22 protein-coding genes are annotated in these 25,255 nt (G+C 71.3%); 8 read left to right on the top strand and 14 right to left on the bottom strand.

Annotated features, from left to right (window positions below; all coding sequences use genetic code 11):
* Positions 1–199: 199 nt before the first annotated feature.
* Together ACFYOY_RS15440 and ACFYOY_RS15435 are read right to left on the bottom strand one after the other, a co-directional pair.
* Positions 200–937: an ABC transporter permease subunit gene (locus ACFYOY_RS15440; protein ID WP_351881910.1), complete on the bottom strand. Its 738-nt coding sequence runs from the start codon at positions 935–937 to the stop codon at positions 200–202.
* Positions 937–1,620, bottom strand: a complete 684-nt coding sequence (locus tag ACFYOY_RS15435; protein WP_351881912.1) for an ABC transporter permease — start codon at positions 1,618–1,620, stop codon at positions 937–939. Before ACFYOY_RS15435 ends, ACFYOY_RS15440 begins: the two co-directional genes overlap by 1 nt.
* Positions 1,621–1,759: 139 nt before the next feature.
* Between ACFYOY_RS15435 and ACFYOY_RS15430 the strand changes: the two genes are divergently transcribed.
* Positions 1,760–2,917, top strand: coding sequence for a betaine/proline/choline family ABC transporter ATP-binding protein (locus tag ACFYOY_RS15430; protein WP_351881914.1), 1,158 nt, complete (start codon positions 1,760–1,762; stop codon positions 2,915–2,917).
* 90 nt (positions 2,918–3,007) lie between these two features.
* Here ACFYOY_RS15430 and ACFYOY_RS15425 read toward each other — a convergent pair whose 3' ends face one another.
* Positions 3,008–4,138, bottom strand: a complete 1,131-nt coding sequence (locus tag ACFYOY_RS15425; protein ID WP_351881916.1) for an alpha/beta hydrolase-fold protein — start codon at positions 4,136–4,138, stop codon at positions 3,008–3,010.
* A 143-nt stretch (positions 4,139–4,281) separates the two neighbouring features.
* Here ACFYOY_RS15425 and ACFYOY_RS15420 point away from each other — a divergent pair, with 143 nt between their 5' ends.
* From ACFYOY_RS15420 to ACFYOY_RS15395, 6 genes are all read left to right on the top strand, one after another.
* On the top strand, positions 4,282–6,126 hold the full coding sequence (locus tag ACFYOY_RS15420) for a phosphatidylglycerol lysyltransferase domain-containing protein (RefSeq protein ID WP_351881918.1): 1,845 nt from the start codon (positions 4,282–4,284) through the stop codon (positions 6,124–6,126).
* A gap of 34 nt (positions 6,127–6,160) precedes the next feature.
* Positions 6,161–7,039 carry a dihydropteroate synthase gene (folP, locus tag ACFYOY_RS15415; protein ID WP_351881920.1) on the top strand — a complete coding sequence of 293 codons (879 nt, stop codon included), beginning with the start codon at positions 6,161–6,163 and terminating at the stop codon, positions 7,037–7,039.
* The gene (locus ACFYOY_RS15410; protein WP_014061652.1) at positions 7,036–7,521 is read left to right on the top strand and encodes a nuclear transport factor 2 family protein; all 486 of its coding nucleotides are present in this window, start codon (positions 7,036–7,038) and stop codon (positions 7,519–7,521) included. Before folP ends, ACFYOY_RS15410 begins: the two co-directional genes overlap by 4 nt.
* A gap of 207 nt (positions 7,522–7,728) precedes the next feature.
* Positions 7,729–8,088, top strand: coding sequence for a dihydroneopterin aldolase (gene folB, locus ACFYOY_RS15405; RefSeq protein ID WP_351881922.1), 360 nt, complete (start codon positions 7,729–7,731; stop codon positions 8,086–8,088).
* A complete protein-coding gene (gene folK, locus ACFYOY_RS15400) occupies positions 8,085–8,678 on the top strand; it encodes a 2-amino-4-hydroxy-6-hydroxymethyldihydropteridine diphosphokinase (protein WP_351881924.1) in 594 nt (197 codons plus the stop codon). The genes folB and folK overlap by 4 nt, the downstream gene beginning before the upstream one ends.
* A 61-nt stretch (positions 8,679–8,739) precedes the next feature.
* Positions 8,740–9,237: a DUF3180 domain-containing protein gene (locus ACFYOY_RS15395; RefSeq protein ID WP_351881926.1), complete on the top strand. Its 498-nt coding sequence runs from the start codon at positions 8,740–8,742 to the stop codon at positions 9,235–9,237.
* Positions 9,238–9,382: 145 nt separating this feature from the next.
* Here the strand turns inward: ACFYOY_RS15395 and folE are convergent, their stop codons facing one another.
* From folE to dacB, 6 genes are all read right to left on the bottom strand, one after another.
* A complete protein-coding gene (gene folE / locus ACFYOY_RS15390; RefSeq protein WP_093462846.1) occupies positions 9,383–9,988 on the bottom strand; it encodes a GTP cyclohydrolase I FolE in 606 nt (201 codons plus the stop codon).
* Positions 9,989–10,115: 127 nt separating this feature from the next.
* Complete coding sequence (gene ftsH, locus ACFYOY_RS15385; protein WP_351881928.1) at positions 10,116–12,158, bottom strand: ATP-dependent zinc metalloprotease FtsH; 2,043 nt, start codon at positions 12,156–12,158, stop codon at positions 10,116–10,118.
* A gap of 245 nt (positions 12,159–12,403) precedes the next feature.
* Positions 12,404–12,943: a hypoxanthine phosphoribosyltransferase gene (gene hpt / locus ACFYOY_RS15380; RefSeq protein ID WP_351882262.1), complete on the bottom strand. Its 540-nt coding sequence runs from the start codon at positions 12,941–12,943 to the stop codon at positions 12,404–12,406.
* A gap of 61 nt (positions 12,944–13,004) precedes the next feature.
* Positions 13,005–14,108, bottom strand: a complete 1,104-nt coding sequence (tilS, locus tag ACFYOY_RS15375) for a tRNA lysidine(34) synthetase TilS (RefSeq protein ID WP_351881930.1) — start codon at positions 14,106–14,108, stop codon at positions 13,005–13,007.
* Between the two features lie 200 nt (positions 14,109–14,308).
* The gene (locus ACFYOY_RS15370) at positions 14,309–15,448 is read right to left on the bottom strand and encodes a zinc-dependent metalloprotease (RefSeq protein ID WP_351881932.1); all 1,140 of its coding nucleotides are present in this window, start codon (positions 15,446–15,448) and stop codon (positions 14,309–14,311) included.
* Positions 15,449–15,588: 140 nt separating this feature from the next.
* Entirely contained in the window at positions 15,589–17,187 is a 1,599-nt protein-coding gene (dacB, locus tag ACFYOY_RS15365; protein ID WP_351881934.1) for a D-alanyl-D-alanine carboxypeptidase/D-alanyl-D-alanine-endopeptidase, read from the bottom strand.
* An 86-nt stretch (positions 17,188–17,273) separates the two neighbouring features.
* Between dacB and ACFYOY_RS15360 the strand changes: the two genes are divergently transcribed.
* Positions 17,274–17,765, top strand: a complete 492-nt coding sequence (locus tag ACFYOY_RS15360; RefSeq protein ID WP_014061662.1) for an inorganic diphosphatase — start codon at positions 17,274–17,276, stop codon at positions 17,763–17,765.
* Positions 17,766–18,023: 258 nt separating this feature from the next.
* Here ACFYOY_RS15360 and ACFYOY_RS15355 read toward each other — a convergent pair whose 3' ends face one another.
* The 5 genes from ACFYOY_RS15355 to ACFYOY_RS15335 all read right to left on the bottom strand — a co-directional run bounded on the left by ACFYOY_RS15355 (position 18,024) and on the right by ACFYOY_RS15335 (position 25,114).
* Positions 18,024–20,123 carry a catalase gene (locus tag ACFYOY_RS15355; RefSeq protein WP_351878452.1) on the bottom strand — a complete coding sequence of 700 codons (2,100 nt, stop codon included), beginning with the start codon at positions 20,121–20,123 and terminating at the stop codon, positions 18,024–18,026.
* Positions 20,120–20,674, bottom strand: coding sequence for a type 1 glutamine amidotransferase domain-containing protein (locus ACFYOY_RS15350; RefSeq protein WP_388587420.1), 555 nt, complete (start codon positions 20,672–20,674; stop codon positions 20,120–20,122). Before ACFYOY_RS15350 ends, ACFYOY_RS15355 begins: the two co-directional genes overlap by 4 nt.
* A 100-nt stretch (positions 20,675–20,774) precedes the next feature.
* Positions 20,775–22,580 carry a thiamine pyrophosphate-requiring protein gene (locus ACFYOY_RS15345; protein WP_351878448.1) on the bottom strand — a complete coding sequence of 602 codons (1,806 nt, stop codon included), beginning with the start codon at positions 22,578–22,580 and terminating at the stop codon, positions 20,775–20,777.
* Positions 22,581–22,700: 120 nt separating this feature from the next.
* Positions 22,701–23,666: a TIGR03557 family F420-dependent LLM class oxidoreductase gene (locus ACFYOY_RS15340; RefSeq protein ID WP_351878445.1), complete on the bottom strand. Its 966-nt coding sequence runs from the start codon at positions 23,664–23,666 to the stop codon at positions 22,701–22,703.
* Positions 23,667–23,917: 251 nt separating this feature from the next.
* Positions 23,918–25,114 (bottom strand): PAS domain-containing protein, encoded by a 1,197-nt coding sequence (locus ACFYOY_RS15335; RefSeq protein ID WP_351878442.1) that lies wholly within the window; start codon positions 25,112–25,114, stop codon positions 23,918–23,920.
* Positions 25,115–25,255: the final 141 nt, after the last annotated feature.

Below are 25,255 nucleotides of genomic sequence, written 5' to 3'. Positions count from 1 at the left end.
TTCTGCGTTGTCCGCGTTGTTCGCGTTGTCTGCGTCAGCCGCGCTCTGTGCGTCGTCCGACGTGCGTTGCCCGCGTGCGTTGTCCGACGTCGTTGTCCGCGCTCTCTGCGTCAGCCGCGCCATCCGCGTCACCCGCGCTGCCCGCCCCGAGGGATCCGCACGCGTGCGTCCGGTCGCGGGAGGGCCCGGCCCGCGGGTTCTACGTCGTCAGCGCCGGTGAGGCCGGGGCCTGGTCGGCGGGCGGGCGGCGGGACGCGGCCGGCCGCCACCCCGTCCTGCGCCGCATCGGGTCGAGCAGCAGCCCCAGCACCACGAAGACGCCCTCGACCACCAGCGCGAGGGCCGCGACCAGCACCGCCCCGGCCACCACCTGCGGGGTGTCGGTGAGCCGGAAACCCGCCGTGATGATCCGGCCGAGACCTCCGCCGCCGGGCAGCGCGGCCAGCGTCGCGGTGGCCACGACCTGCACCGCGGCCGTCCGTACGCCCGTCATGATGAGCGGGAACGCCAGCGGCAGCTCAACCCTGCGGATCAGCTGGCCGCCCGTCATCCCCATCCCGCGGGCCGCCTCCACGACCTCCTGGTCCGCCTCGTGCACTCCGACATAGGCGTTGGTGAGCAGCGGCGGGATGGCGAACAGCACCAGCGCGATGATCGTGGGCCACTGGCCGTGCGTCCCCAGCGGGCTGAGCAGCAACAGCACCAGCACCGCGAAGGTGGGTACGGCGCGCCCCGCGTTGGAGATGTTGACCGCGAGCGCGCCGCCCTTGCCGATGTGGCCGAGGGCCACGGCGATCGGCAGCGCCACCGCGCAGGCGATGGCCAGGCAGGCGAAGGTCAGGAACAGATGCTGGCCGAGCCGGTGCCACACCCCGTCGGGGCCCGCCCAGTGCGAACCGGTGGCCAGCCAGGTCCACGCCTTGGCGACGACGTCCATCAGGTGGTGCCCTTCCGACTCTTGCGCGCCCACGGCGTCAGCAGCCGCTGGAGGGCGAGCAGCAGCAGATCCGCCACGACCGCCAGCGCCACGCACAGCACCGAGGCGGTGAGCACCTCGGCCTTGAAGAAGCTGCGCATGCCTTCGTAGATGAGGTTGCCGAGACCGCCGTATCCGATGATCGCGCCCACCGTGGTGAGCGAGACCGTGGAGACGGTGGTGATCCGCAGCCCGGCCATCAGCGCGGGCAGCGCGAGGGGCAGCTCCACGCCGAAGAGCAGCCGCAGCGGGCCGTACCCCATGCCCCGGGCCGCCTCCCGCGCCTCTTCGGGCACCGAGGCGAGACCGGCCATGATGTTGCGCACCAGGATCGTGAGCGAATAGAGCACCAGACCGGTGATCACCACCGCGACCGAGACCCCGAACACGGGCAGCAGCAGCGAGAACATCGCCAGCGACGGCACCGTATAGAGGATCGTGGTCAGCCCCAGCACCGGCCCCGACACCACCCGCCATCGGCGGGCCAGCAGCGCCAGCGGAAAGGCGACCAACAGACCGATCGCGACCGAGGCGAGCGTGATCCACACATGCTCGAGCGTCGCGTCCGTCAGCTCCTGACCACGTGTGCGTACATACTCACCGCATATCCACTCGTTACTGATCAGGCAGTTTCCGTCGGCCATACGCTCACCTCCCCCGCCGGGTCACGGCCCGTTGCTCTTCACAATTCCTGGTGACCCTAACCCCGAGAGATGACAATCTCGTCCGATCGCCACACAACAGCAACAATGTCTGCCACGAATGCGGCAACAATGAGGAGCCATGATCCGTTTCGAGCATGTCACCAAGCGCTACCCCGATGGCACGACGGCCGTGGACGACCTCTCCTTCGAGGTGGCGGAGGGTGAGCTGGTCACCCTGGTCGGCCCCTCGGGCTGCGGCAAGACGACCACGATGAAGATGGTGAACCGGCTCATCGAGCCGACATCGGGGCGGATTCTGGTGGACGGCGAGGACATCGCCGAGGCCGATCCGGTAGCCCTGCGCCGCCGTATCGGCTATGTCATCCAGCAGGTCGGGCTGTTCCCGCACAAGACCGTGCTCGAGAACACCTCCACCGTGCCGCATCTCCTGGGCTGGCAGCGGAAGAAGGGGCGGGAGCGCGCCGCCGAGCTGCTCGACCTGGTCGGCCTCGACCCGTCCGTATACGGCGACCGCTACCCCGACCAGCTCTCCGGAGGCCAGCGGCAGCGCGTCGGCGTGGCCCGCGCGCTGGCCGCGGATCCGCCGGTGCTGCTGATGGACGAGCCGTTCGGCGCGGTCGACCCGGTCGTGCGCGAACATCTGCAGAACGAATTCCTGCGACTTCAGTCACAGGTGCGTAAGACGGTGCTCTTCGTCACCCATGACATAGAGGAGGCGGTCCGGCTCGGAGACCGCATCGCGGTCTACGGCTCGGGGCGGATCGAGCAGTTCGACACCCCGGCCACGGTGCTGGGCGCGCCCGCCACCCCGTACGTGGCCGACTTCGTCGGCGCGGACCGCGGGCTGAAGCGGCTGTCGGTCACCCCCATCGAGCCGGGCGACCTGGAGCAGCCGCCCGTCGTCCACTTGGACGACCCGCTCCCCAAGGCGGCCGCCCGGCTGGCCTCGGACGGGGCGCGCTGGGCCGTCGTCCTGGACGACGCGGAGCGGCTGCACGGCTGGATCCCTGCGGGCGCGGCCGACGGCCCGAAGGGGACCGTACGGGACCAGGCGCGCCGGATGGAGGCGTGGCTGCCGGTCGGGGCGCCGCTCAAGCAGGCGTTCAGCACGATGCTGCAGCATGACGCGGGCTGGATCGCGGTCCTGGACGAGGACCGCTTCCTCGGCGTCCTCACCCCGGCCCGGCTCCATGAGGCCCTCCGCCGCTCGATCGACGCCGACGCGGGCGGCATTGCCCGCGGGGACGTCCAATTGCAGACCGTCGCCGACGTGTAGGACTCCCCGGGCTTCCCCGGACTCCGGACTCCCCTGGATTCCCCGACGCCTTCCAGAGGCTTTCGGGGGCGTCGGGGGAGCCCCGGACGCTCAGCGGTCGCTGAGGCGGCCGCCGAGCCACTCCAGCGCGGCGGGGACCTCCCGCTTCCAGGTGTTGAAGTTGTGGCCGCCGGTGCCCAGGATGATCGACGAGATCCGGGTCGGCTCCCCGCGCCGGTTCAGCCGCTTCACCTTGTTCACGAAGCGCACGGTGTCCTGGTAGTTCTGCTCACCGTGCTCACTGCTGGAGACCAGCAGCGACACCGGCGGCGCCGGCTTGTGGGACAGCCGCCACATCAGGTCGTTCTCCCGCTCCAGCCGCTTGCTGCCGCCGAAGAGATCGCCCGTGGTCGCGTCGATCGGGGCCTTGTACGACGGGGAGAGCCCGGCCGCCGCGGAGAACGCGTCGGGGTGGCGCATCGCCATCTTCAGGGCGCAGTAGCCGCCGGTGGAACTTCCGATGACGCCCCAGTTACGGGCCCGCTGACCGACGCGGTAGTGGTCGGCCACCGCCTTCGGCAGGTCCTTGGTGAAGAACGTCTCGGTCCGCGGCCCATCCGGCACGTCCACGCACTCGGTGTCGCGCGGCGGCGCGACCGTCGGCCGCATCATCACCAGGACGAGTGGCTGCATCTTCCCCGCTTTGACCAGCTTGTGCGAGTTCTGGGGGTATTTCAGGCCATTGATGAGGGCTTCGGTGGTGCCCGGGTATCCGGTCAGCACCAGGGCGGCGGGGAAGGTCCGCCGGGCGTACTCGGGCCGGAAGTACTCCGGGGGCAGATAGATGTACGCGGGGCTCGCGATCCCGGAGACCGGCCCCTGGATGTTCACCTTCTCGACACGCCCGGCGATCTTGGGCGACGAGCCGCCGTCCACGGCCAGATGGCGGGTCTCGGTGACCCGCACCCGGGTGCCCGGGGTGTCGTGGTCCACCACGACACCCGGCTCGTCCTGCGTACCGAAGAGGTCGGACCAGGAACCGTAGAAGCCGAACGACTGATTGGCGAACAATCCGAACGCCGCGAACACGGTCAGCTGCGTCCCCAGTAACATGCCGACCCGGCCGAGCACGGGAGCCACTCCGCGCCCGGACAACCGGGGCCACAGCCATATCGTGGCCGCGAACAGCAGCAACGCCGCGACGACCGCCGCGATCACGAGGTTGTTGCTCGTGAGACCCATCACTATCTTTCTGCCGGGCGGCCGGCTCCCCCGTGCCGCGGTTGGAACCCCGCTGCCTCAAATGGCGTCTATCAGGGCGCAAATCGTGCGGATGCCACGCAACAGAACCAAAGATCCTCTTGACCGAAGCGACGGGAATGCAGATGCCTGACAGTCAAGATGCCGAAACGTCCGGAGAGGTTCCCAACCGGATACGGCGCCTGCTGCGCGGCCCCAGGCCGGAGGCGATGCCCACGGTCGTCGGCACCGCCTGCACTCTCATCGGGCTGATGGACATCGTCTTCCCCCGGCTGCGCCACAGCAGGGTGCACGCGCTGGCCGAGCTGCTGCCGGGCGCCGTGAGCTCGCTGGCGGCCGCCGCCTCGATCGTGGTCGGTCTGCTGCTGCTGATGCTGGCCCACGGCCTCAAACGGCGTAAGCGGCGGGCCTGGGTCGCCGCCGTGGGGCTGCTGCCCGTCGGCGCGGCCGCCCAGCTGCTCTACCGGCACTCGGTCATCGGCATGGTCCTCTCCCTCGTCCTGATGGGGGTGCTGATCCGCCACCGCGCCGAGTTCGCGGCACTGCCCGATCCGCGCAGCCGCTGGATGGCACTGGCCAACTTCGTGGGTCTGGGCGCGGTCAGCGTCACCGTGGGACTGCTCATCGTCCGTTCGCATCCGGACGCCATCGAAGGAAGCCCGTCGCTCGGCGCGCAGCTGGAACACGTCCTGTGGGGCCTGTTCGGCTTCGAGGGGCCGGTCGACTACCGCCACGGCGCGGACTACACGGTCGGCTACTCACTCGGTGCGCTGGGCCTGCTGACCGTCGCCACCACCGCCTATCTCGCCTTCCGCCCCGAGCACCCCGCCGCCCGCCTCACCCCCGGGGACGAGGAACGGCTGCGGGAGCTGCTCGCCGCCCACGGGCGCCGCGACTCGCTCGGCCACTTCGCGCTCCGCCGCGACAAGGCCGTGGTCTTCTCCCCCAGCGGCAAGGCCGCGGTCTGCTACCGCGTGGTCTCCGGGGTGATGCTCGCCAGCGGCGACCCGGTCGGCGACGTCGAGGCATGGCCCGGCGCGATCGCCTGCTTCATGGAGGAGGCGCGGGCCCACTCCTGGACCCCGGCGGTGATGGGCTGCAGCGAGACCGGCGGCGAGGTGTGGACCCGGGAGACCGGCCTGGACGCGCTCGAACTCGGCGACGAGGCCATCGTCGATGTGGCGGACTTCACCCTGTCCGGGCGCGCCATGCGCAACGTACGCCAGATGGTCAAGCGGATCGAGCGGGCCGGCTACCAGACCCGGGTGCGGCGCGCCGCCGACCTGGGCCCCGAGGAGCTGGAGGCCATCCGGCGCGCCGCCGCCGACTGGCGGGGCACCGACACCGAGCGCGGCTTCTCGATGGCGCTGGGCCGGATCGGCGACCCGGCGGACGGGGACGCGGTCATCGCCACCGCCCACAAGGCCGCCGACGAGGGCGCCGACGAGGGCGCCGAGGAGGGTCCGTACGGGGACCTCAAGGCCGTGCTGCACTTCGTGCCGTGGGGCCCGGACGGGATGTCCCTGGAGCTGATGCGGCGCGACCGGAGCGCCGACCCGGGCATGAACGAGCTGCTGATCGTGGCCGCGCTGCAGGCCGCCCCCGAGCTGGGCGTGAAGCGGGTGTCGCTGAACTTCGCGATGTTCCGCTCGGCGCTGGCGCGCGGCGAGAAGCTGGGCGCGGGCCCGGTGCTGCGCGGCTGGCGGGCGCTGCTGGTGTTCCTCTCCCGCTGGTTCCAGATCGAGTCGCTGTACAAGTTCAACGCCAAGTTCCAGCCGCGCTGGGAGCCGCGCTTCGTGGTCTTCCGCAACACCCGCGACCTGCCCCGGATCGGCCTGGCCGCGATGCAGGCCGAGGGCTTCGTCTCGCTGGCCCTGCCCCGGCTGCTGCGCCGCGGACCGCGTCCCGAGCCCCGGCCCTGCGCCCATCGGCAGCTGGCCGACGGGCGGGGGCTGCAGCAGGCGGCCTGATCCAGAAGACACCCCCTACGCCTAGGCTGGGCACATGAGCACGTTGCATGGGCGGGGCCGGGTGGCCGGACTACCGGAGTGGGACCGGTGCGCGGTGATGGGCGTGGTGAACGTCACGCCGGACTCCTTCTCCGACGGCGGCCGGTGGTTCGACACCGAATTGGCCGTCAAACACGGTCTCGATCTGGTCGCCGCCGGGGCCGACCTGGTGGACGTCGGCGGTGAGTCGACCCGGCCCGGCGCGGCGCGCGTCGACGAGGCCGAGGAGCTGCGCCGGGTGATCCCGGTCGTCCGGGAGCTGGCCGCGGCCGGCGCCGTGATCAGCGTGGACACCATGCGGGCCGCGGTGGCCGAGCGGGCCCTGGCGGCCGGGGCCCGGCTGGTCAACGACGTAAGCGGCGGCGGCGCCGACCCCGCGATGGTGCCCATGGTGGCCGGGGCGGGGGTGCCGTTCGTGGTGATGCACTGGCGCGGCCAGTCGATCGACATGAACAACCGGGCGGTGTACGCGGACGTGGTCGGCGAGGTCGTCGCCGAGCTGCGCAGCAGCCTGGAACAGGCCGTAGCGGGCGGTATCGACCCGGAGCGGATCGTGATCGACCCGGGCCTGGGCTTCGCCAAGGACGCCGGGCACGACCTGACCCTGGTCGCCCATCTGTCCGCGCTGCGGGAGCTGGGCCGGCCGCTGCTGGTGGCGGCCTCCCGCAAGCGGTTCCTGGGGCGCGTCCTGGCCGGTGACGGGGGCAGCCCGCCACCCGCCCGGGAGCGGGACGCCGCCACGGCGGCGGTCACCGCGCTCGCGGCGCGCGAAGGCTCCTGGGCCGTCCGGGTACACGAGGTACGGGCCAGCGCGGACGCGGTGCGCGTGGCGCGGGCCATCGAGCGGGCCGAAAACACGGCGGGAGCGCTGTGACTTCCCTAACGGACAACGAACGTGTGGCGCAGGTGAACACCGCGCTGTACGACGCCATGGAGCAGGGCGACCACACCACGCTGCAGCGGCTGTGGCTGGACTCCCCCGACACCGAGGTGTCCTGTGTCCACCCGGGCTGGCCGGTGCTGCGCGGCCGGGGCGAGGTGCTCCGCTCCTATGCGCTGATCATGGCCAACACGGACTACATCCAGTTCTTCCTGACGGATGTCGAGGTGTCGGTGATGGCCGACACCGCCCTGGTGACCTGCACCGAGAACATCCTCAGCGGCGCCCCCGCGGAGGAGGAGGGCCAGCTCGGGCCGCTGGTCGGCCAGCTGGTCGTGGCCACGAATGTGTTCCGCCGCACGGAGGACGGCTGGAAGGTCTGGTCGCACCACGGCTCCCCGGTGCTCGCGGAGAGTGACGACGAGGAGCCGGGTGGTCCCGAAGGCCCCGCCGACGACGGGTTGTTGCCGGGCTGACCCGACCCCGTTCGAGCCCCGCGAGGTGGGGGTAGAAGGCTGTGGCGCGGAGCGTCGGCAGCCGGCACCGCCCACCCCATGGGCGAATGCCGCCGGGGCCCGCAGGTAGATTGCGAGGCAGGTACCCCCGCAGACGGCAGGGGACGGGTGGTGCGCTCCGGCCAGGAGGGCGTGCCCGCGTACCGACGACCAGCAGGAGTGATTCAGGTGGATCGTGTCGCGCTGCGCGGCCTGAAGGCTCGCGGGCACCACGGCGTGCTACCCCATGAGCGCGAGGAGGGCCAGGACTTCGTCGTGGACCTCGTGCTCGGCCTGGACACTCGGCCCGCCGCGGCCGACGACGACCTCGGCAAGACCGTGCACTACGGCGTGGTGGCGGAAGAGGTCATCGCCGTGGTGCGGGGTGAGCCGGTCGATCTGATCGAGACGCTGGCCGAACGGATCGCGGACCGGTGCCTCAAGCACGACGTGGTGCGGGAGGTCGAGGTCGTGGTGCACAAGCCCCAGGCCCCGATCACCGTGCCCTTCGACGACGTGACCATCACCATCACCCGGAGCCGAGTATGAGCAGCAGCGACCCGACCGTGCAGCCCGTTCCCATCTCCGTGGTGGAGCAGGTGGACGCCGCCGATATGACGTTGAGCAACCCCAAACGAGCGGTGATCTCGCTCGGCAGCAATCTGGGCAACCGCCTGGAGACCCTCCAGGGCGCCATCGACGCGCTGGAGGACACCCCGGGCCTGCGGGTCAAGGCCGTATCGCCGGTGTACGAGACGGACCCGTGGGGCGTGGAGCCCGGCACCCAGGCCACGTACTTCAACGCGGTGGTGCTGATCAAGACGACGCTGCCGCCCTCCTCGCTGCTGGAGCGCGGCCACGCGATCGAGGAGGCGTTCGAGCGGGTGCGGGACGAGCGCTGGGGCCCGCGCACCATCGACGTGGACATCGTGGCGTATCAGGACGTGGTGTCCGACGACCCCCGACTGACCCTGCCGCATCCGCGCGCCCATGAGCGCGCCTTCGTGCTGGTGCCGTGGAACGACGTGGATCCGCAGGCCGAGGTCCCCGGGCGCGGGGCGGTCGCGGGGCTGCTGGCCGCGATGGGCCAGGAAGGTGTCCGGGTCCGCACCGATCTGGAACTGCGACTGCCCGAGTAGACGTTGATCCGGATAGGTTCCGGACACGTTGGCACGTACTGAATTGAGGGGCGACCGCTCGGTGAAGCAACTTCGGATCGGGGTGCTGGTCGGGCTGTTCGCCGTGGCCGGTGTGGTGTCGTGGGCGGGCGCCCGGCTGTGGGACACGTTCGGGTCGCTGCCGAGCGTCCCGGTGGCCGCGCCGATCGTGCTGGCCCTGATCGCGGTCGTGCTGGCCGCCACCGCGCTGTCGCTGCGGTCCCGGCTGCGCGCCCAGCGGGAGCGGCAGCCAGGCGCCAAGGGCGTGGACCCGATGGTGGCCGCCCGCGCGGTGGTCTTCGGGCAGGCCAGCGCGCTGGTGGCGGCGCTGATCGCGGGGATGTACGGCGGGGCGGGCGTCTTCCTGGCCATGGAACAGCTCGATGTGCCCGCCCGCCGGGATCAGGCGATCTACGCCGGGGCCTCGGTGCTGGCGGCCGCGGGGGTGGTGGCGGCCGCGTTCTTCCTGGAGCGGGTCCTCAAGCTCCCGGAGGACGACGACAACGACGGCAACGGCCCGAGCGCCGCGGCCCGCGCCTGAGGCGCAGCAGAGGCCCAAAGGCCACGAGCCGACCCGTACGGGCCTCGTAGAGCAGGGCTGAGGCTCTCATACGCGGCTGAGACGCCGGGAGCCGCTCATACGCGGCTGAGAGCCGCTCATACGCGGCTGAGGCGCCCGGAGCCGCTCAGCGGGCCATGATGAGGCTCATCGCCTCGGCCCGGGTGGCCGAGTCGCGCAGCTGGCCGCGGACGGCCGAGGTGAGGGTCTTGGCGCCGGGCTTGCGCACCCCGCGCATGGTCATGCACATGTGCTCGCACTCGACCACCACGATGACCCCGCGCGGCTCCAGTATCCGCATCAGGGATTCGGCGATCTGGGTGGTCAGCCGCTCCTGGACCTGCGGGCGGCGGGCGAAGACATCGACCAGCCGGGCCAGCTTGGACAGCCCGGTGATCTTGCCGTCATGGGACGGGATATAGCCCACATGGGCCACGCCCACGAAGGGCACCAGGTGGTGCTCGCAGGAGGACATCACCTCGATGTCCTTGACCAGCACCATCTCGTCATGGCCCAGGTCGAAGGTGGTGGTCAGGACGTCCTCGGGCTCCTGGCGCAGCCCCGCGAAGATCTCCTTGTACGCCCGGGCCACCCGGCCCGGCGTCTCGCGCAGCCCCTCCCGGTCGGGGTCCTCGCCAACGGCGATCAGCAGCTCGCGGATCGCGTTCTCGGCGCGCTTCTCGTCGAACACGCCAATGGGGCTCTCGCCGTCCAGTGTCACCGGGTCGGTCATGGAGCTGCCTCGTTCCTCACATACACACAACGAACGCGTAAATGCCGCGTTCACCAGGCTAGAACCTGGTGAACGCGGCATTCATTCCGGGGCCACCGGGGACGGATACCGCCCCCGGTGGTGGGGATCAGCTCTCCGAACCGGAGCCCGAGCCCTCGGGACGCTCGGCGGCGTCCTCCGGGGTGGTGCTCTTGGTCAGCGAAGCCGCCGAGGTGGGCTGGGCACCGTTGGCCGGGGCCAGCTCCTTGGGGGAGAGCACCGGCGGACGGGTCGAGGGCGTACGCCGCGAGGAGCCGGTCCACGCCGGGCGGGCCGGGCGCTTGATGACCGGGGTGAAGATCTCGGCGATCTCCTCCTTGTTCAGCGTCTCCTTCTCCAGCAGCGCCAGCACCAGGTTGTCCAGGACGTCCCGGTTCTCGACGAGAATCTCCCAGGCCTCGTTGTGCGCGGCCTCGATGAGCTTCTTGACCTCCTCGTCCACCAGCGCGGCGACCTCTTCCGAGTAGTCGCGCTGGTGAGCCATCTCACGGCCGAGGAAGGGCTCGGAGTTGTCGGAGCCGAACTTGATCGCGCCGAGCCGCTCGGTCATGCCGTACTGCGTGACCATCGCGCGAGCGGTGGTGGTCGCCTTCTCGATGTCGTTGGACGCGCCCGTGGTCGGGTCGTGGAAGACGAGCTCCTCGGCCGCCCGGCCGCCCATCATGTAGGCGAGCTGGTCCAGCATCTCGTTGCGCGTGGTCGAGTACTTGTCCTCGTCCGGCAGGACCATGGTGTAGCCCAGGGCCCGGCCTCTGGAGAGGATCGTGACCTTGTGCACCGGGTCGCTGTTCGGAGAAGCCGCCGCGACCAGGGCGTGACCGCCCTCGTGGTACGCGGTGATCTTCTTCTCCTTGTCGCTCATGATCCGGGTCCGCTTCTGCGGACCGGCGACGACACGGTCGATCGCCTCGTCCAGGAAGTGGTTGTCGATCAGCTTCTTGTCACTGCGGGCCGTCAGCAGGGCGGCCTCGTTCAGCACGTTCGACAGATCGGCACCGGTGAAGCCGGGGGTGCGACGGGCGACGGCCGACAGGTCGACGTCCGGGGCGACCGGCTTGCCCTTCTGGTGGACCTTGAGGATCTCCAGCCGGCCCTGCATGTCCGGGCGGTCGACGGCGATCTGCCGGTCGAAGCGGCCCGGGCGCAGCAGCGCCGGGTCGAGGATGTCGGGCCGGTTGGTGGCGGCGATCAGGATGACCCCGCCCTTCACATCGAAGCCGTCCATCTCGACGAGCAGCTGGTTCAGCGTCTGCTCGCGCTCGTCATGGCCGCCGCCCATGCCCGCACCGCGGTGCCGGCCGACGGCGTCGATCTCGTCGACGAAGACGATGGCCGGGGCGTTGGTCTTGGCCTGCTCGAACAGGTCGCGGACACGGGAGGCACCCACACCCACGAACATCTCGACGAAGTCGGAGCCGGAGATCGAGTAGAAGGGGACACCCGCCTCGCCCGCGACGGCGCGCGCGAGCAGCGTCTTACCCGTACCGGGCGGGCCGTAGAGCAGCACACCCTTGGGGATCTTGGCGCCCACGGCCTGGAACTTCGCCGGCTCCTGCAGGAACTCCTTGATCTCCTGGAGCTCCTCGACCGCCTCGTCGGCGCCCGCCACATCGGTGAACGTCGTCTTCGGCGTGTCCTTGGTGATCAGCTTGGCCTTCGACTTCCCGAAGTTCATCACCCGGGAGCCGCCGCCCTGCATCTGATTCATCAGGAACAGGAAGACCACGACGATCAGCACGAACGGGAGCAGCGAGAGCAGAATCCCGACGAAGGGGTTCTGCTTCGACGTCGAGACGTTGTACCCGTCGGGGATCCCATTGGGCTTCTGGGCATTGGCCTGCAGAGTCTTGGCGAGGTCGACGCCCTGGTCACCGATGTAGGTGGCCTGGAGCTTGTCGCTGCCCGAGATCTTGGCGACGTTGTCCTTGAGCTTGATCTTTACCTTGTGCTCGTCGCCGGTCGTCAGTTCGGCGGACTGGACCTGGTTCTGGTTGATCGCCTTGACGACCTGACTGGTGTCCACCGACTTGTAGCCGCCGGACGAGCCGACGACCTGCATCAACACGACCACGGCGAGGACGGCCAGCACGATCCACATGACCGGCCCACGGAAGTAGCGCTTCACGTCCATCCATACGGGGCGAAGCCGCCCCGTCCCTCCTGCCACAGTGAGGCACGGCAGCCCTGGAGGGGCCGCCCGTGCGTGCGGTGTATTTGCGGTGTATGAGCTGTGTAATCCTCAGTCTCAAAAAAGACTGACCTTCGGACGGTACCCCAGCATTGTCACCCGACGCCGCCGTGGACTGTTAACAAAACCGCCTTCCCCTGCTCCAACGGCGGAAAACCCCGCCAGGTTCCCAGGGGTCCGCGGCGCCGTCAGCCGCCGTAGACGTGGGGGGCCAGGGTGCCGACGAACCGCAGGTTCCGGTACTTCTCGGCGTAGTCCAGGCCGTAGCCGACGACGAACTCATTGGGGATGTCGAAGCCGACCCACTTCACCTTGATGGCGACCTTGGCCGCCTCCGGCTTGCGCAGCAGGGTGCAGACGTTCAGCGAGGCCGGCTCACGCGAGCCCAGGTTCGACAGCAGCCACGACAGCGTCAGTCCGGAGTCGATGATGTCCTCGACGATCAGGACGTGTTTGCCCTTGATGTCGGTGTCCAAGTCCTTCAGGATACGCACCACCCCGGAGGACTGGGTGCCCGCGCCGTAGGACGACACGGCCATCCAGTCCATGGTGACGGGCGTGGACAGGGCACGTGCCAGATCCGCCATCACCATGACCGCGCCCTTGAGCACGCCGACGATCAGCAGATCCTTGCCCGCGTACTCCTCATCGATGATGGCCGCCAGCTCCGCCAGCTTCGCGTTGATCTCTTCCTCGGTGATGAGGACCGACTTCAGGTCGGTGCCCATGTCCTTGTCGTCCACCCGCGCCACTTTCGTTCGACGTACCGGCTCATCTGGCTCGGGCGGATCAGCCCTGCCGGATGACCAGTCTGCCACCCTCACGACGGACCTCGACGCGGCCGGGGAGGTTGATGGCCCGCTGCCCCCGCCAGCCGGTGATCAGCCGGTCCACCTCTTCGATGTGCCGGGCGAAGAGCGAACCGGCCGGCGCGCCCGCGGCGATGGCGGCGCGGCGCAGTACCCGGCGGCGGACGGCGGTGGGCAGTCCGTGCAGGCCGACGGTGTCGAGATGCACGGCCTGCGCACCACCGGCCGCCGCCGGTGCGGTGGTCATCACATCGGCCTCGGCGCGGGCGGCCCAGGCGTCGAGGGCGTCGGCGTCGTCGCGGGAGAGCTGGGCGGTACGGGCGAGCGCCTCGACGACGCCCTTGCCCAGCGCCTTCTCCAGGATGGGCAGCGCCTCGTGGCGGACCCGGGAGCGGGTGTAGGACGGGTCCACGTTGTGCGGATCGTCCCAGACGGGCAGCGACTGGGCCAGGCATGCCTCGCGGACCGTGTGCCGGTCCAGCTGGAGGAACGGGCGGCGGTAGCGGCCGTCGGCCCCGGAGACCCAGGCCATGCCGGACAGCGAGCGGGTGCCGGAGCCACGGGCGAGGCCCAGCAGAACCGTCTCGGCCTGGTCGTCACGGGTGTGGCCGAGCAGCACGGCGGTGGCGCCATGGCGCTCGGCGGCGCCGTCCAGCGCGGCGTAGCGGGCGTCCCGGGCGGCGGCCTCGGGGCCGCCGCCGCGGCCGACGGACACGGCGATCGCCTCGACCGGCGCCAGGCCCAGCGCCCGCATCCGGTCGGCGACCTCGGCGGCGCGGGCCTCGGAGCCCTGCTGCAGGCCGTGGTCGACGGTGACCCCGCCGGCGCGCAGCCCGGCCCGCGGGGCCTCGAAGGCGAGGGCGGAGGCGAGCGCCATGGAGTCGGCGCCGCCGGAGCAGGCGGCGAGCACGAGGGGCGCGTCGTCGCGCGGAGCGGAGCCGCGGGGGGCGGGGGCCGAACGCGTCGGAGGCGAAGAGGCGGCGGAGGGCGAGCAGGAGGACGAGGCCGAGTGGGCGACGAGGACGTCGTGGAGGACGCGGCGGACCGCGAGGCGTATCGCGGCGACCGCTGGATGGGGACCCATGTCCGTTTCCCATCTGTCATTCGAGGGGGTGCCTCGGGGGCGAGGAGTTACGCGGCGCTTCGTCACGCTGCGTATGTCGATGGTGACAGAAGCGAGCTGTTCCCCGAGCATCGCACGCCTACCCGTCGCCAACGGTCCCTCGGACGAGTGATTAAAGGGGGCGTTCGTCCGTTTCCGCGTGTGCCGGGAGTGTGCCGGTTCTAGGACTCCGCCTTACGGTGCACCCGCGCGACCCACTCGGCGGGTTTGCTGATCTCCGCCTTGGTCGGAAGGGTGTTGGGAGAGGTCCAGACACGGTTGAAGCCGTCCATGCCGACCTCGTTCACCACGGCCCGGACGAATCGCTCACCGTCACGGTACTGCCGCAGCTTGGCGTCGAGCCCCAGCAGCTTGCGCAGCGCCTGGTCGAGCCGGCCCGCGCCGCTGGCCCGGCGCTTCTGGAACTTCTCCCGGATCTCCGCGACGGATGGCACGACCTCCGGCCCCACCCCGTCCATGACGTAGTCGGCGTGGCCCTCCAGCAGCGACATCACCGCGGTCAGCCGGGCCAGGATCTCCCGCTGGGCCGGGGTCTGGACCAGCTCGATGATGCTGGGCGCGCCGCCCCCGTCCGCCTCGTCCCGCTCGTCACCGGGACGGCCGCCGCTCAGCGACTGGAAGGCCTCGCGGACCCGCTCCACCAGGGTGGCCGGGTCCACGTCGGTCTCGCCGAGGAACGCCTGGATCTCGGACTCGATGTGGTCGCGCAGCCACGGCACGGCGGTGAACTGGGTGCGGTGGGTCTCCTCGTGCAGCGAGACCCACAGCCGGAAGTCGTGCGAGGCCACGTCGAGTTCGCGCTCCACGTGGACGATGTTGGGCGCCACCAGGAGCAGCCGGCCGCCGCCCGGGGAGCCGGGCAGCTCGCGGGTCGCGGGCGCGAAGGTCTCGTACTGGCCGAGCACCCGGGAGGCGAGGAAGGACAGCAGCATCCCCAGCTCGACCCCGGTCACCTTGCCGCCGACCGTGCCCAGCACGGCACCGCCGGGCAGCCCGCCGCGCCGGTCCTGCATCTTGCCGAGCAGCGGTTTGAGGATCTGCCGGAAGCCCGCCACATTGGCCTTGATCCAGCCCGCGCGGTCCACGACGAGGACGGGGGTGTCCGAGGCCGGGCCGCCGGAGACGGCCATCCGGGTGAACGCGCGGACGTGCTCCTCCGATGACTTGGCGTGCCGCCGCAGCTCCGCGACGACGGCACGCGCCTCGTCGCGACTCACCTCGGGCCCGGGGCGCACCAGCCGGGTCGCGGTCGCGACCGCGAGATTCCAGTCGACCATCTCCACACCACCGATGCTCGTCATGGCTTCACGGTACGTGGCCCGCGCCCCATCCGGGAGGACACCGGGGTCCGCACAGGCAACCGCCCCGCGTCCGGGTCACCCTCGTGGCCTTACGGCGGCCACCGTGGCGTGGCCGCCCCCGCGTCCGGTCACCCTCGCCCTCAGCGGCAGCCGCAGTTGGCGAGGGCCGAGGCCATCCGGTCCAGGGCGCGCTGGGCGCCGTCGGCGTCGGTGGTGCCGTTGGTCATGAACGCGAAGACCAGCAGCCGGCCGTCCGCGTCCACGACCGAGCCCGCGAGGCTGTTGACCCCGGTGAGGGTGCCGGTCTTGGCGCGGACCACGCCCCGGCCGACCGCGTCCTGGGCGTAGCGGGTGCGCAGGGTGCCGCTGAAACCGGCCACCGGCAGCCCGGTGAGCAGCGACCGGAGCTGGGGGTGGTCGCGGTCGGCGGCGCGCACCAGCACCTGGGAGAGCAGCCCGGCGGACACATGGTCGGCGCGGTCGAGCCCGCTGCCGTCCGCGATCCGGGCACCGCTCAGCGGCAGCCCGAGCTTGCGCAGCCGCTGGGTCACGGCTTTCGCCCCGCCCTCGAAGCTGGCGGGCTTGCCGGCCGCGAGGGCGGTCTGCCGGGACAGGGCCTCCGCGATGTCGTTGTCGCTGGTGGTCAGCATCCGCTCGACGAGCGAGGACAGCGGCTGGGAGCGGACGGAGGCCACCGTACGGGCGCCCTTGGCGGCCTTGCGCGAGCGGGGCCCGTCCTTCACCTGGACACCACGGTCGCGCAGCATCGACGCGAAGGTGCCGGCCGCGTCGGCGGCCGGGTCCTCGGCGCGCGGGGCCGGGCCGTGGTCGCTGTCGTCCTTACGGCCCTCGTCGGCCATCAGGGGGACGACGGGCGAGAGGTTCTCGTTGGGGCCGATCGGGTGGAGCTTCGGCCCGGAGTAGAGCGAGGTGTCGTAGCCGAGCCGGTAGGGGCCCGCGCCGCGCTTCTTGAGTGCGCGGGCGGTGTCGTCGGCCAACTGGCGGAGTGCGGCGGGGTGGTCGTCCCCCTTGACGGCCCGCGCGGTGAGCGTGGGGTCGCCGCCGCCGACCAGCACGATGTCGTCTCTGCCCGCGCCCGCCACGACGCTGGTCCTGATGCGGTGGTCCGGGCCGAGGGCGGAGAGGGCCGCGGCACCGGTCGCGAGCTTGATCGTCGAGGCGGGGACCGTGGCCGTACCGGCCTTGCTGCCGAACACCTGCTGACCGGTGGTCACGTCCATCACCGCCACCGAGCGCTCATCGCCCAACGCGGGATCCTCCAGCAGCGGTTCGAGCGTATCCGCGAGCCCGGCCCCGGTGGGCGGCGGCACGGCGTCCCCACCGCTGTCCGGCGACCGGGGCGCGGTGCGCGCGCCGAGCGCGGCCAGGACGGGCGAGGCGCTGGGCGCGGGCCGCCCCGGACCGCCGTCCCGCCCGCCGCCCGGGGCCCGGTCCTCGGCGGCGCGGGCGCGTTCGGCCGTCCGCTGTCCGCCGTCCCAGGGCCCGGCCACGAGCACCGACACCACGGCGACCACCAGACCGGTCGCGGCGGAGACCGTCACCAGCTGCCAGGTCCGCTGCCGCTCCCGGGGCGTGCGCCGCCATTCGCGCCGGATACGGGCGCGCACGCGGTCCCATTCGCGCAGCCCGCGACCGCGCGCGCGGTCGAACTCGCGTCGCCCACGGCTCAGCCGGTGACTCAGCCACTCCCTGACCTGCCACGATCGGGCTTCAGGCACGACCGACCAGCCCCTTTCGCCACCACACACCTGCGTGGGGGACACTTAATCACCAGACGTATGTGTTGATCATGGAGGAGCCACCCGTGGAGTTCGACGTCACCATCGAGATCCCGAAGGGTTCGCGGAACAAGTACGAGGTGGACCACGAGACGGGTCGCATCCGTCTTGACCGGCGACTCTTCACGTCGACCAGCTACCCCGCGGACTACGGCTTCGTCGAGAACACCCTCGGCGAGGACGGCGATCCGCTGGACGCACTGGTCATTCTCGACGAGCCGACGTTCCCCGGCTGCCTGATCAAGTGCCGCGCCATCGGCATGTTCAGGATGACGGACGAGGCGGGCGGCGATGACAAGCTGCTTTGCGTACCGGCCTCGGACCCCCGGGTGGAGCACCTGCGTGATATTCACCACGTTTCGGAGTTCGATCGCCTGGAAATCCAGCACTTCTTCGAGGTCTACAAGGACCTCGAGCCGGGCAAGTCGGTCGAGGGGGCCAACTGGGTGGGCCGCGCCGAGGCCGAGGCCGAGGTGGAGGCGTCCATCAAGCGCCTCGAGGCCGCCGGCGGCCACTGAGTCCTGACCACGGCGGAGGGGGGGGGCCCCCCGGGGGGGGGGCCCCCCCCCCCCGGTGTGGGGGGGGGGGGGGGGGGCCCCCCCCCGGGGCCCCCCCCCCCCCCCCGCGCCCCCCCACAACCCCCCCCCGGGGGGGGGGGGGGGCCCCCCCCCGCGCGGGGGGGGGGGGCGGGGCCCCCCCCCCGGGGGGGGGGGGGGGGGGGCCCCCCCCCCCCCCCCCCCCCCGCCCCATGACCAGCCCACCGCGCCCCGCGGAATTCAGCAGCGGACCCGCGGGCGGTCCCAGTGTCGGTGGGCCGCTATCGCTTCGGTGAAGGCCCTGGTGAATTCTTCGCTCGCCGTGCCCGTCGTCGTGTCCGTGACCACGCCGTGGTCGGTGCAGACGTGTCCGTGGCCGGAGGCGATGTGGAGGCCCTCCGGGTCGAGGGAGGAGAGGAGGCCGACCCCCGAGCCGAGGGCGCCGATGGGTTTGCCGTGGCGGTAGGCGTCGCGGACGAAGCGCATGGCCGCGCCGTCGGAGGCCAGGTCGGGGGTGCCGGTGGGGCCGCCGGGGAGGAGGACTGCGTCGTAGAGGACGGAGGCGACCGTGGGGAGGGCGCGGTCGACCGCGTAGCCGTTGCCGTCGGCGCCGACCACCTTGCCGTCGTGCGGGGCGAGGGCCTCGACGACGGCGCCCTGGGCGGTGAGTGCCTCCTGGGCCTGGGTGAGCTGGGTGGTGTCCACCCCGTCCGTGACCAGTACCGCGATCTGGCGGGTGCGGATCGAGCCGTCGCCCCGGAGGTTCTCCAGGCTCAGCGCGGGCGAGGCTTGCGGCTTGTGGTTGTTGGCGCCCGGCTCCGGCATCGCCACGCCGATGCCCTGGGCCACCTGCGAGGCCAGGTCGTAGTCGATCCGGGCCAGCTGCTCGACCGTGCGCTCGCGCACATGCACCGCGCCGACCTTGCCCAGCTCGAAGCGGAAGGCCTCCACGATATGGCGCTTCTCCCAGTCGCTCATGCTGTTCCAGAACAGCGCGCCCTGGCTGTAGAAGTCCTTGAAGGACTCGCTCCGCTTGCGGATCTTGTGGCCCTCGACCCGCTCCGCGTAGTGGGAGAAGGCATAGCCGTCCGCCCCCGCGAGGGCCGGGCAGCCGCCGCCGAGTGAGTTGGGGGAGTAGTTGGTGCCCTTGTGAAGCATGGTCTGGTGGTAGCCGTCCCGGTGGTTGGTCCGGGCCGGGGTGACCGGCTGGTTGACCGGGAGCTGGGAGAAGTTGGGGCCGCCCAGCCGGATCAGCTGGGTGTCCAGATACGAGAAGTTCCGGGCCTGCAGCAGCGGGTCGTTGGTGAAGTCGATACCGGGGACGACGTTCCCGGTGTGGAAGGCCACCTGCTCGGTCTCCGCGAAGAAGTTGTCCGGGTTGCGGTTCAGGACCATGTGGCCGATCGGCCGCACCGGCACCTGCTCCTCCGGAATGAGCTTCGTGGCGTCGAGCAGATCGAAGTCGAAGTTGAACTCGTCCTCCTCCGGGATCAGCTGCACCCCCAGCTCGTACTCGGGGTACTGCCCCGCCTCGATCGCCTCCCACAGATCGCGCCGGTTGAAGTCCGGGTCGCGGCCCGCGGCCTCCTGCGCCTCGTCCCACACCAGCGAGTGGACGCCCAGCTTCGGCTTCCAGTGGAACTTCACGAAGGTGCCGCGCCCCTGTGCGTCCACGAAGCGGAAGGTGTGCACCCCGAAGCCCTGCATCATCCGGAAGCTGCGCGGAATCGCCCGGTCCGACATCAGCCACATCATCATGTGCATGGTCTCGGGCTGCAGGGAGACGAAGTCCCACAGGGTGTCATGGGCGGAGGCGCCGGTCGGGATGTCGTTCTGCGGCTCCGGCTTGAGCGCGTGCACGAAGTCGGGGAACTTGATCCCGTCCTGGATGAAGAAGACCGGCATGTTGTTGCCGACCAGGTCGTAGTTGCCCTCCGAGGTGTAGAACTTCGTCGCGAAGCCCCGCACGTCCCGCACCGTGTCCGCCGAGCCCCGGGGCCCCTGCACGGTGGAGAACCGTACGAAGACCGGGGTGCGCACGGACGGATCCTGGAGGAAGGCGGCACGGGTGAACTCCGCGCAGGACTCGTACGGCTCGAAGTAGCCGTACGCGCCCGCGCCCCGCGCGTGCACCACCCGCTCCGGGATGCGCTCATGGTCGAAATGGGTCAGCTTCTCGCGGAAGTGGAAGTCCTCCATCAGCGTCGGGCCGCGTTCGCCCACGGTGAGAGAGTCATCGGTGTGGTCGACCGCCACGCCCTGGTCGGTGGTCAGCGGTCCTTCGGCCGGGTCGGGGGCACGGTAGTGGTCGCGCTGCCGCTCCTTGCGGTCCTCCGTCATGATGCCGATCCCTTCGTCGTCTTCGAGAACTCCTCCAGGAACGCCTCACAGAACGCCTTGAGATCATCGGGCTTACGGCTGGTGATCAGGGCGCCCGGGCCGCTGGTGCAGACCTTGACCTGCTGGTCCACCCAGGTTCCGCCGGCGTTGGTGATGTCGGTGCGCAGGCTCCGCCAGGAGGTCAGGGTGCGGCCGCGCAGGACATCGGCCTCCACCAGCGTCCAGGGGGCGTGACAGATCGCGGCCACCGGCTTCCCCGCGTCGAAGAAACCCCTGGCGAAGGCGACGGCCTTGCCGTCCAGGCGCAGGAAGTCGGGGTTGGCGACCCCGCCGGGCAGCACCAGGGCGTCGTACTCCCCGACCGTGGCGTCCTTGACGACCTGGTCGACCTCGAAGGTGTCCGCCTTGTCGAGATGGTCGAACGCCTGGACGCGGCCGGGCTTGGTGGACACCAGACGAGGGGTGCCCCCGGCGTCCCGGACCGCCTGCCAGGGGTCGGTCAGCTCGACCTGTTCCACGCCTTCCGGGGCGACGAGAAAGGCGACCTTCATTGCTGCTCACGTCCTTCCGGTCCGGGAATCGCATTCGTCCGGTGCGGCGGGTAGCCAGCGCGGACGGGGTCGAAACGGATACATCAGGGGTACGGGCACATCAGGCGTCGTCCGTGGCCTTCTTCCGGTGCGGCAGGTACTCCTGCACCTTCGCCTTCAGGCCCTGGCGGACCATGCCCGCCCGGTCCGAGTCGCCCTTGATGATCGACTCGACCGTGGCCTCCATCTGCTCCCAGGTGGCATGCGGCGGGATCGGCGGTACGGCCGGATCGGTGAGGAACTCCACGACCGCCGGGCCGTCCGCGGCCAGCGCCTCGCGCCACGCCTGCTCGACCTGCTCGGGCTTCTCCACCCGGATGCCGGTCATGCCGAGCGATTCGGCGAACCGCGCGTAGGAGACGTCGGGGAGCTCCTGCGAGGGCAGGAACTGCGGCGCCCCGCCCATCGCCCGCATCTCCCAGGTGACCTGGTTGAGGTCCTGGTTGTTCCAGACGCCGATCACCAGCCGGGGGTCCTCCCACGACTGGCGGTACTTGGCCACCGTGATCAGCTCCGCCATGCCGTTCATCTGCATCGCGCCGTCCCCGACCAGCGCCACCGCCGGCCGGTCCGGATGGGCGAACTTGGCGCCGATCGCGTACGGCACCGCACAGCCCATCGTGGCCAGCGTGCCCGACAGCGAGGCGCGCATCTCGCCGCGCATCCGCAGATGGCGGGCGTACCAGTTGGCCACGGAGCCGGAGTCGCAGGTGATGATGGCGTCGGAGGGCAGCAGCGGATCCAGGCAGTGGGCCACATACTCGGGGTTGATCGGGTCGGCGGACACCTGCGCGCGCTGGGATGTCACCTCGCGCCAGCGCCGTACGCCCGCGATGATCTCCTCCTGCCAGCCGCGCGCCGTCTTCCGCTCCAGCTGCGGCAGCAGCCGCAGCAGGGTCTCGCGCGCGTCGCCGACCAGATTGACCTCGTACGGATAGCGCATCCCGATCATGTGCGGATCGAGATCGATCTGGACCCCGCGCGCCTTGCCGAACTCCGGCAGGAACTGGGCGTACGGAAAGCTGGAGCCGATCGTCAGCAGCGTGTCGCAGTCCCGCATCATCTCGTACGACGGCCGGGTGCCCAGCAGCCCGATGGACCCGGTGACATAGGGCAGTTCATCGCTGAGCACATCCAGTCCGAGCAGCGCCTTGGCGACACCGGCGCCGAGGGTCTCGGCGATCCGCTGGACCTCCTCGCGCGCCCCGGCGGCGCCCTGGCCGACCATGATCGCCACCCGCTCGCCCGCGTTCAGCACCTCCGCGGCCCGCTCCACCGCGGTGCTCGACGGCACCGCGGACCAGCCGCTGCGGTCCAGGCTGGAGGGCACCATCTTGAACTCATGGGTGGGCGGGGAGTAGTCCAGCTCCTGCACATCCGCCGGGATGATCACGGCGGTGGGGGCGCGGCGGGCGTAGGCGGTGCGGATCGCCCGGTCCAGGACGTTGGGCAGCTGCTCGGGGACGGTGACCGTCTCCAGGAAGTCGGAGGCCACGTCCTTGAAGAGGCTGTGCAGATCCACCTCCTGCTGGTACGAGCCGCCCATCGCGCTGCGGTGGGTCTGACCGACCAGCGCCACCACCGGCACATGGTCCAGCTTGGCGTCGTACAGCCCGTTCAGCAGGTGGATCGCGCCGGGGCCCGAGGTGGCCGCGCACACCCCGAGGCGGCCGCTGAACTTGGCGTAGCCGACGGCGTCGAAGGCCGCCATCTCCTCGTGCCGGGCCTGGATGAACCGGGGCTCGTTCTCGGCCCGCCCCCATGCGGCGAGCAGCCCGTTGATTCCGTCCCCCGGGTAGCCGAAGACATGCTCGACACCCCACTCGGACAGTCGGGCGAGGATGTAGTCGGCCACTTTGATGGTCATGGTGGGTCATCGCTCCTCTCTGCGGTTCAGCCGTGCTCACGGTCGGGGCGAGCCGGTCCCTGCCCCTGCGGCGGTCGTCAGTCAGTCACTCGTGGCGGTTCCCGGCCCGGGCCACAGTTCTCAGCGGGCCACCTGCGGCAGCACCTTGGTGCGGTAGAAGTCGAAGAAGCCCCGCTGGTCGGGGCCGATCTGATTGACGTAGACGGTGTCGAATCCGGCGTCGGCGTACGCGTTCAGCGCGCCGATGTGCGCCTCCACGGCATCCCCGCAGACCACCTCTTCGGCCAGCCGCTCGGGGGTGACGAGCCGGGCCGCCTGCTCGAACTGGCCCGGGGTGGTCAGCGTCGACAGCACCTCGCCGGGCAGCGCCTCGGTCGGCCACAGCCGGTGGGCGGTGCGCAGCGCCTCCTCGGAGTCCGGGCCGTAGCAGACCTTCAGCCCGCCGCGGGCCGGTTTGCTGTTGCCCCCGGCGCCGCTGCCGCGCCGGAACCGGGCCACCAGCTCCGCGTCCGGGACGGTGGTGAGGAAGCCGTCGCCGACCCGTCCGGCCAGCGCGGCGGCGGCCGATCCGAAGGCCGCGATGTCGATGGGCACCGGCTCCTCGGGCACCGTGTACAGCCGTGCGTTCTCCACCGTGTAGTGCTTGCCGTGATGGGTGACGCGGCGCCCCTCGAACAGCTGGCGCATCACCATCACGGCCTCTTCCAGCATCTCCAGCCGGATCGGCGCGGGCGGCCAGCGGTCGCCCAGCACATGCTCGTTCAGCGCCTCGCCGCTGCCCACGCCCAGCCGGAAGCGGCCCTCCAGCAGCACCGAGCTGGTCGCGGCGGCTTGGGCCACGATGGCCGGGTGGATACGGATGATGGGGCAGGTCACCGCGGTCTGCACGGGCAGGCTGGTGGCCTGCGCGAGGGCGCCGATCACCGACCAGACGAAGGAGCTCTGGCCCTGGGCTTCGTTCCAGGGGTGGTAGTGGTCGGAGATCCACAATGCGCTGAAACCGGCCTGCTCCGCCATCCGGGCCTGCTCGACGAGGTCCGCGGGCCCGTGTTCTTCGGCGGCCAGGAAATAGCCGTACTCGGTCATGGGCCCTCCTCGAGCGCGGAGCCGGCGGATGTCGGCAGATGCGACGGGTAACCGGCGCCCGGGGAAGGAAACCTCGTTTGATCCGGCGCGGGACGGGCACGCGGTGGTGCGCCGAGGGCACGCGCCGGGCGGCGGAACAGGCACGCGCCCGGCGTTCGAACGTACACGAGGGGGCCGGGGCGGGCCCGCGCCCGGTCTGATGACCAGCACGCGCCCGCGCCCGGTGTCCTTGCGGTTCGCCGCCCCGCCGGTCAGGCCCCCGGCGCCGGGGCGCGCGGCGCCGTGCGCGGCATGGCCAGGGCGACATGGCGGGAGATCCGGTCCACCACGCCCGCCTCCGCCATCTCGAAGGCAGCGCGCCCGCCCGTACGGAAGAGGGTGAGCGCCCCGCGGACCGGATCCGTGGCGGAGGCGCGCAGGGGTATGCACAGCAGCGAGGTGACCTCCTCCCGCACCAGCACGGGCGCACCCGTCGCGTCCCGGCCGAAGGCGTCGGCGTCGGCCGGGCTCACCCGCAGCGCGGAGACCCCGTCGGACAGCGCGTCCATCACCAGGGGGCAGTCGGCCGGGTCCTGCTCGGCCAGGGAGGCCGTACGGTCGCCCACCGCGTCCAGCGGGCCGAGCGCCACCACCCGGCGCGGGGCGCCGGGACCGCTCTCCGGGGCCAGGTCGGCGATCACCCAGTCCGCGAACCGGCCGTGCAGCACCTCCGCGGCCCTGGCCAGCACGGCCTCCGGACCGCCCCCGGCCAGCGCCACCCTCAGCAGCGCCGCCGCCATGTCGTCGGCCAGGTCCAGCAGCTGGGCATGGCGGGTCACCTCCGCCAGGTCCGGCCGGGACTCCGGGCGCCGCGCCTCAGCGGTCCCCTCGCCCGCGGGGGCGCCGATCACCCCGGGCTGGAACGCCGCCAGCACCGCCGGACGGGGCTCGCCCGGCGGCCGCAGCGCGGCCAGGGTCACCCGCACCTCACCGTCGGCCGACGGCTGCGACAGCCGCACCGTGAGACTGCGGTCGCCCTCGCCGCGCGCGACCGCGGCGACCTGCGAGCGCAGCGCCGCCTGCCCGTCGCGCCGCAGCGAGGCGGCGAGCGGGCGCCCGGTGGCGTACCCGGCGCGGGTGTGGAACAGCTGGGTGGCGGCGAAGTTCATGCGCCGCACCACGGTGTCGCGGTCCAGCAGGACCGCAGGGACCGGCAGCCGCTGGAACAGCGCCCGCAGCAGCTGCTGCTCCTGCGGGTCGGCCCGGCCCCCGCCGTGACTCCGGGAGGCCGCCGTCAGCTCTTCGTACTGCGGCCACAGCACGTCGACCACGTGCTGGAGCTCGAAAAGAGCGGCGTCCAGCAAGGACAGCCGCTCCTGCGAGGGCAGCGAGGCCCGCGCGGTCCGCAATTCGTCCACCCGTCTGCGGAAGTCTTTGAGCTCCGCACCAAACTCCTGAGCGCCTGGCATGGGCACACCGTAGCCTGACCGGACGCAGCGGGCCGCCCGGGTGTCGTTTTCCGCTCAATGCCGTGGGAAGGCGAAGAAATCGGGGCCCGGACGGGGACGGGGCCGTAAAGCAGATCGCACCGGAGCGAAAGGAGCGGACCC

The sequence above is a fragment of the Streptomyces sp. NPDC007875 genome, from assembly GCF_042868035.1.
GTDB lineage: Bacteria > Actinomycetota > Actinomycetes > Streptomycetales > Streptomycetaceae > Streptomyces > Streptomyces antimycoticus.
This window is presented reverse-complemented; position numbering and strand designations above follow the sequence as displayed.

Bases quoted from the DNA above. Each gene is read 5' to 3' on its own strand.
- ACFYOY_RS15420 (WP_351881918.1), top strand. From the start codon at position 4,282: ATGCCTGACAGTCAAGATGCCGAAACGTCCGGAGAGGTTCCCAACCGG.
- folP (WP_351881920.1), top strand. From the start codon at position 6,161: ATGAGCACGTTGCATGGGCGGGGCCGGGTGGCCGGACTACCGGAGTGG.
- ACFYOY_RS15350 (WP_388587420.1), bottom strand. From the start codon at position 20,674: ATGAAGGTCGCCTTTCTCGTCGCCCCGGAAGGCGTGGAACAGGTCGAG.
- ACFYOY_RS15435 (WP_351881912.1), bottom strand. From the start codon at position 1,620: ATGGCCGACGGAAACTGCCTGATCAGTAACGAGTGGATATGCGGTGAG.
- folE (WP_093462846.1), bottom strand. From the start codon at position 9,988: ATGACCGACCCGGTGACACTGGACGGCGAGAGCCCCATTGGCGTGTTC.
- hpt (WP_351882262.1), bottom strand. From the start codon at position 12,943: ATGGGCACCGACCTGAAGTCGGTCCTCATCACCGAGGAAGAGATCAAC.
- ftsH (WP_351881928.1), bottom strand. From the start codon at position 12,158: ATGGACGTGAAGCGCTACTTCCGTGGGCCGGTCATGTGGATCGTGCTG.
- ACFYOY_RS15370 (WP_351881932.1), bottom strand. From the start codon at position 15,448: ATGACGAGCATCGGTGGTGTGGAGATGGTCGACTGGAATCTCGCGGTC.
- ACFYOY_RS15355 (WP_351878452.1), bottom strand. From the start codon at position 20,123: ATGACGGAGGACCGCAAGGAGCGGCAGCGCGACCACTACCGTGCCCCC.
- folK (WP_351881924.1), top strand. From the start codon at position 8,085: ATGAGCAGCAGCGACCCGACCGTGCAGCCCGTTCCCATCTCCGTGGTG.
- ACFYOY_RS15425 (WP_351881916.1), bottom strand. From the start codon at position 4,138: ATGGGTCTCACGAGCAACAACCTCGTGATCGCGGCGGTCGTCGCGGCG.
- ACFYOY_RS15430 (WP_351881914.1), top strand. From the start codon at position 1,760: ATGATCCGTTTCGAGCATGTCACCAAGCGCTACCCCGATGGCACGACG.
- tilS (WP_351881930.1), bottom strand. From the start codon at position 14,108: ATGGGTCCCCATCCAGCGGTCGCCGCGATACGCCTCGCGGTCCGCCGC.
- ACFYOY_RS15345 (WP_351878448.1), bottom strand. From the start codon at position 22,580: ATGACCATCAAAGTGGCCGACTACATCCTCGCCCGACTGTCCGAGTGG.
- ACFYOY_RS15335 (WP_351878442.1), bottom strand. From the start codon at position 25,114: ATGCCAGGCGCTCAGGAGTTTGGTGCGGAGCTCAAAGACTTCCGCAGA.
- ACFYOY_RS15340 (WP_351878445.1), bottom strand. From the start codon at position 23,666: ATGACCGAGTACGGCTATTTCCTGGCCGCCGAAGAACACGGGCCCGCG.
- ACFYOY_RS15440 (WP_351881910.1), bottom strand. From the start codon at position 937: ATGGACGTCGTCGCCAAGGCGTGGACCTGGCTGGCCACCGGTTCGCAC.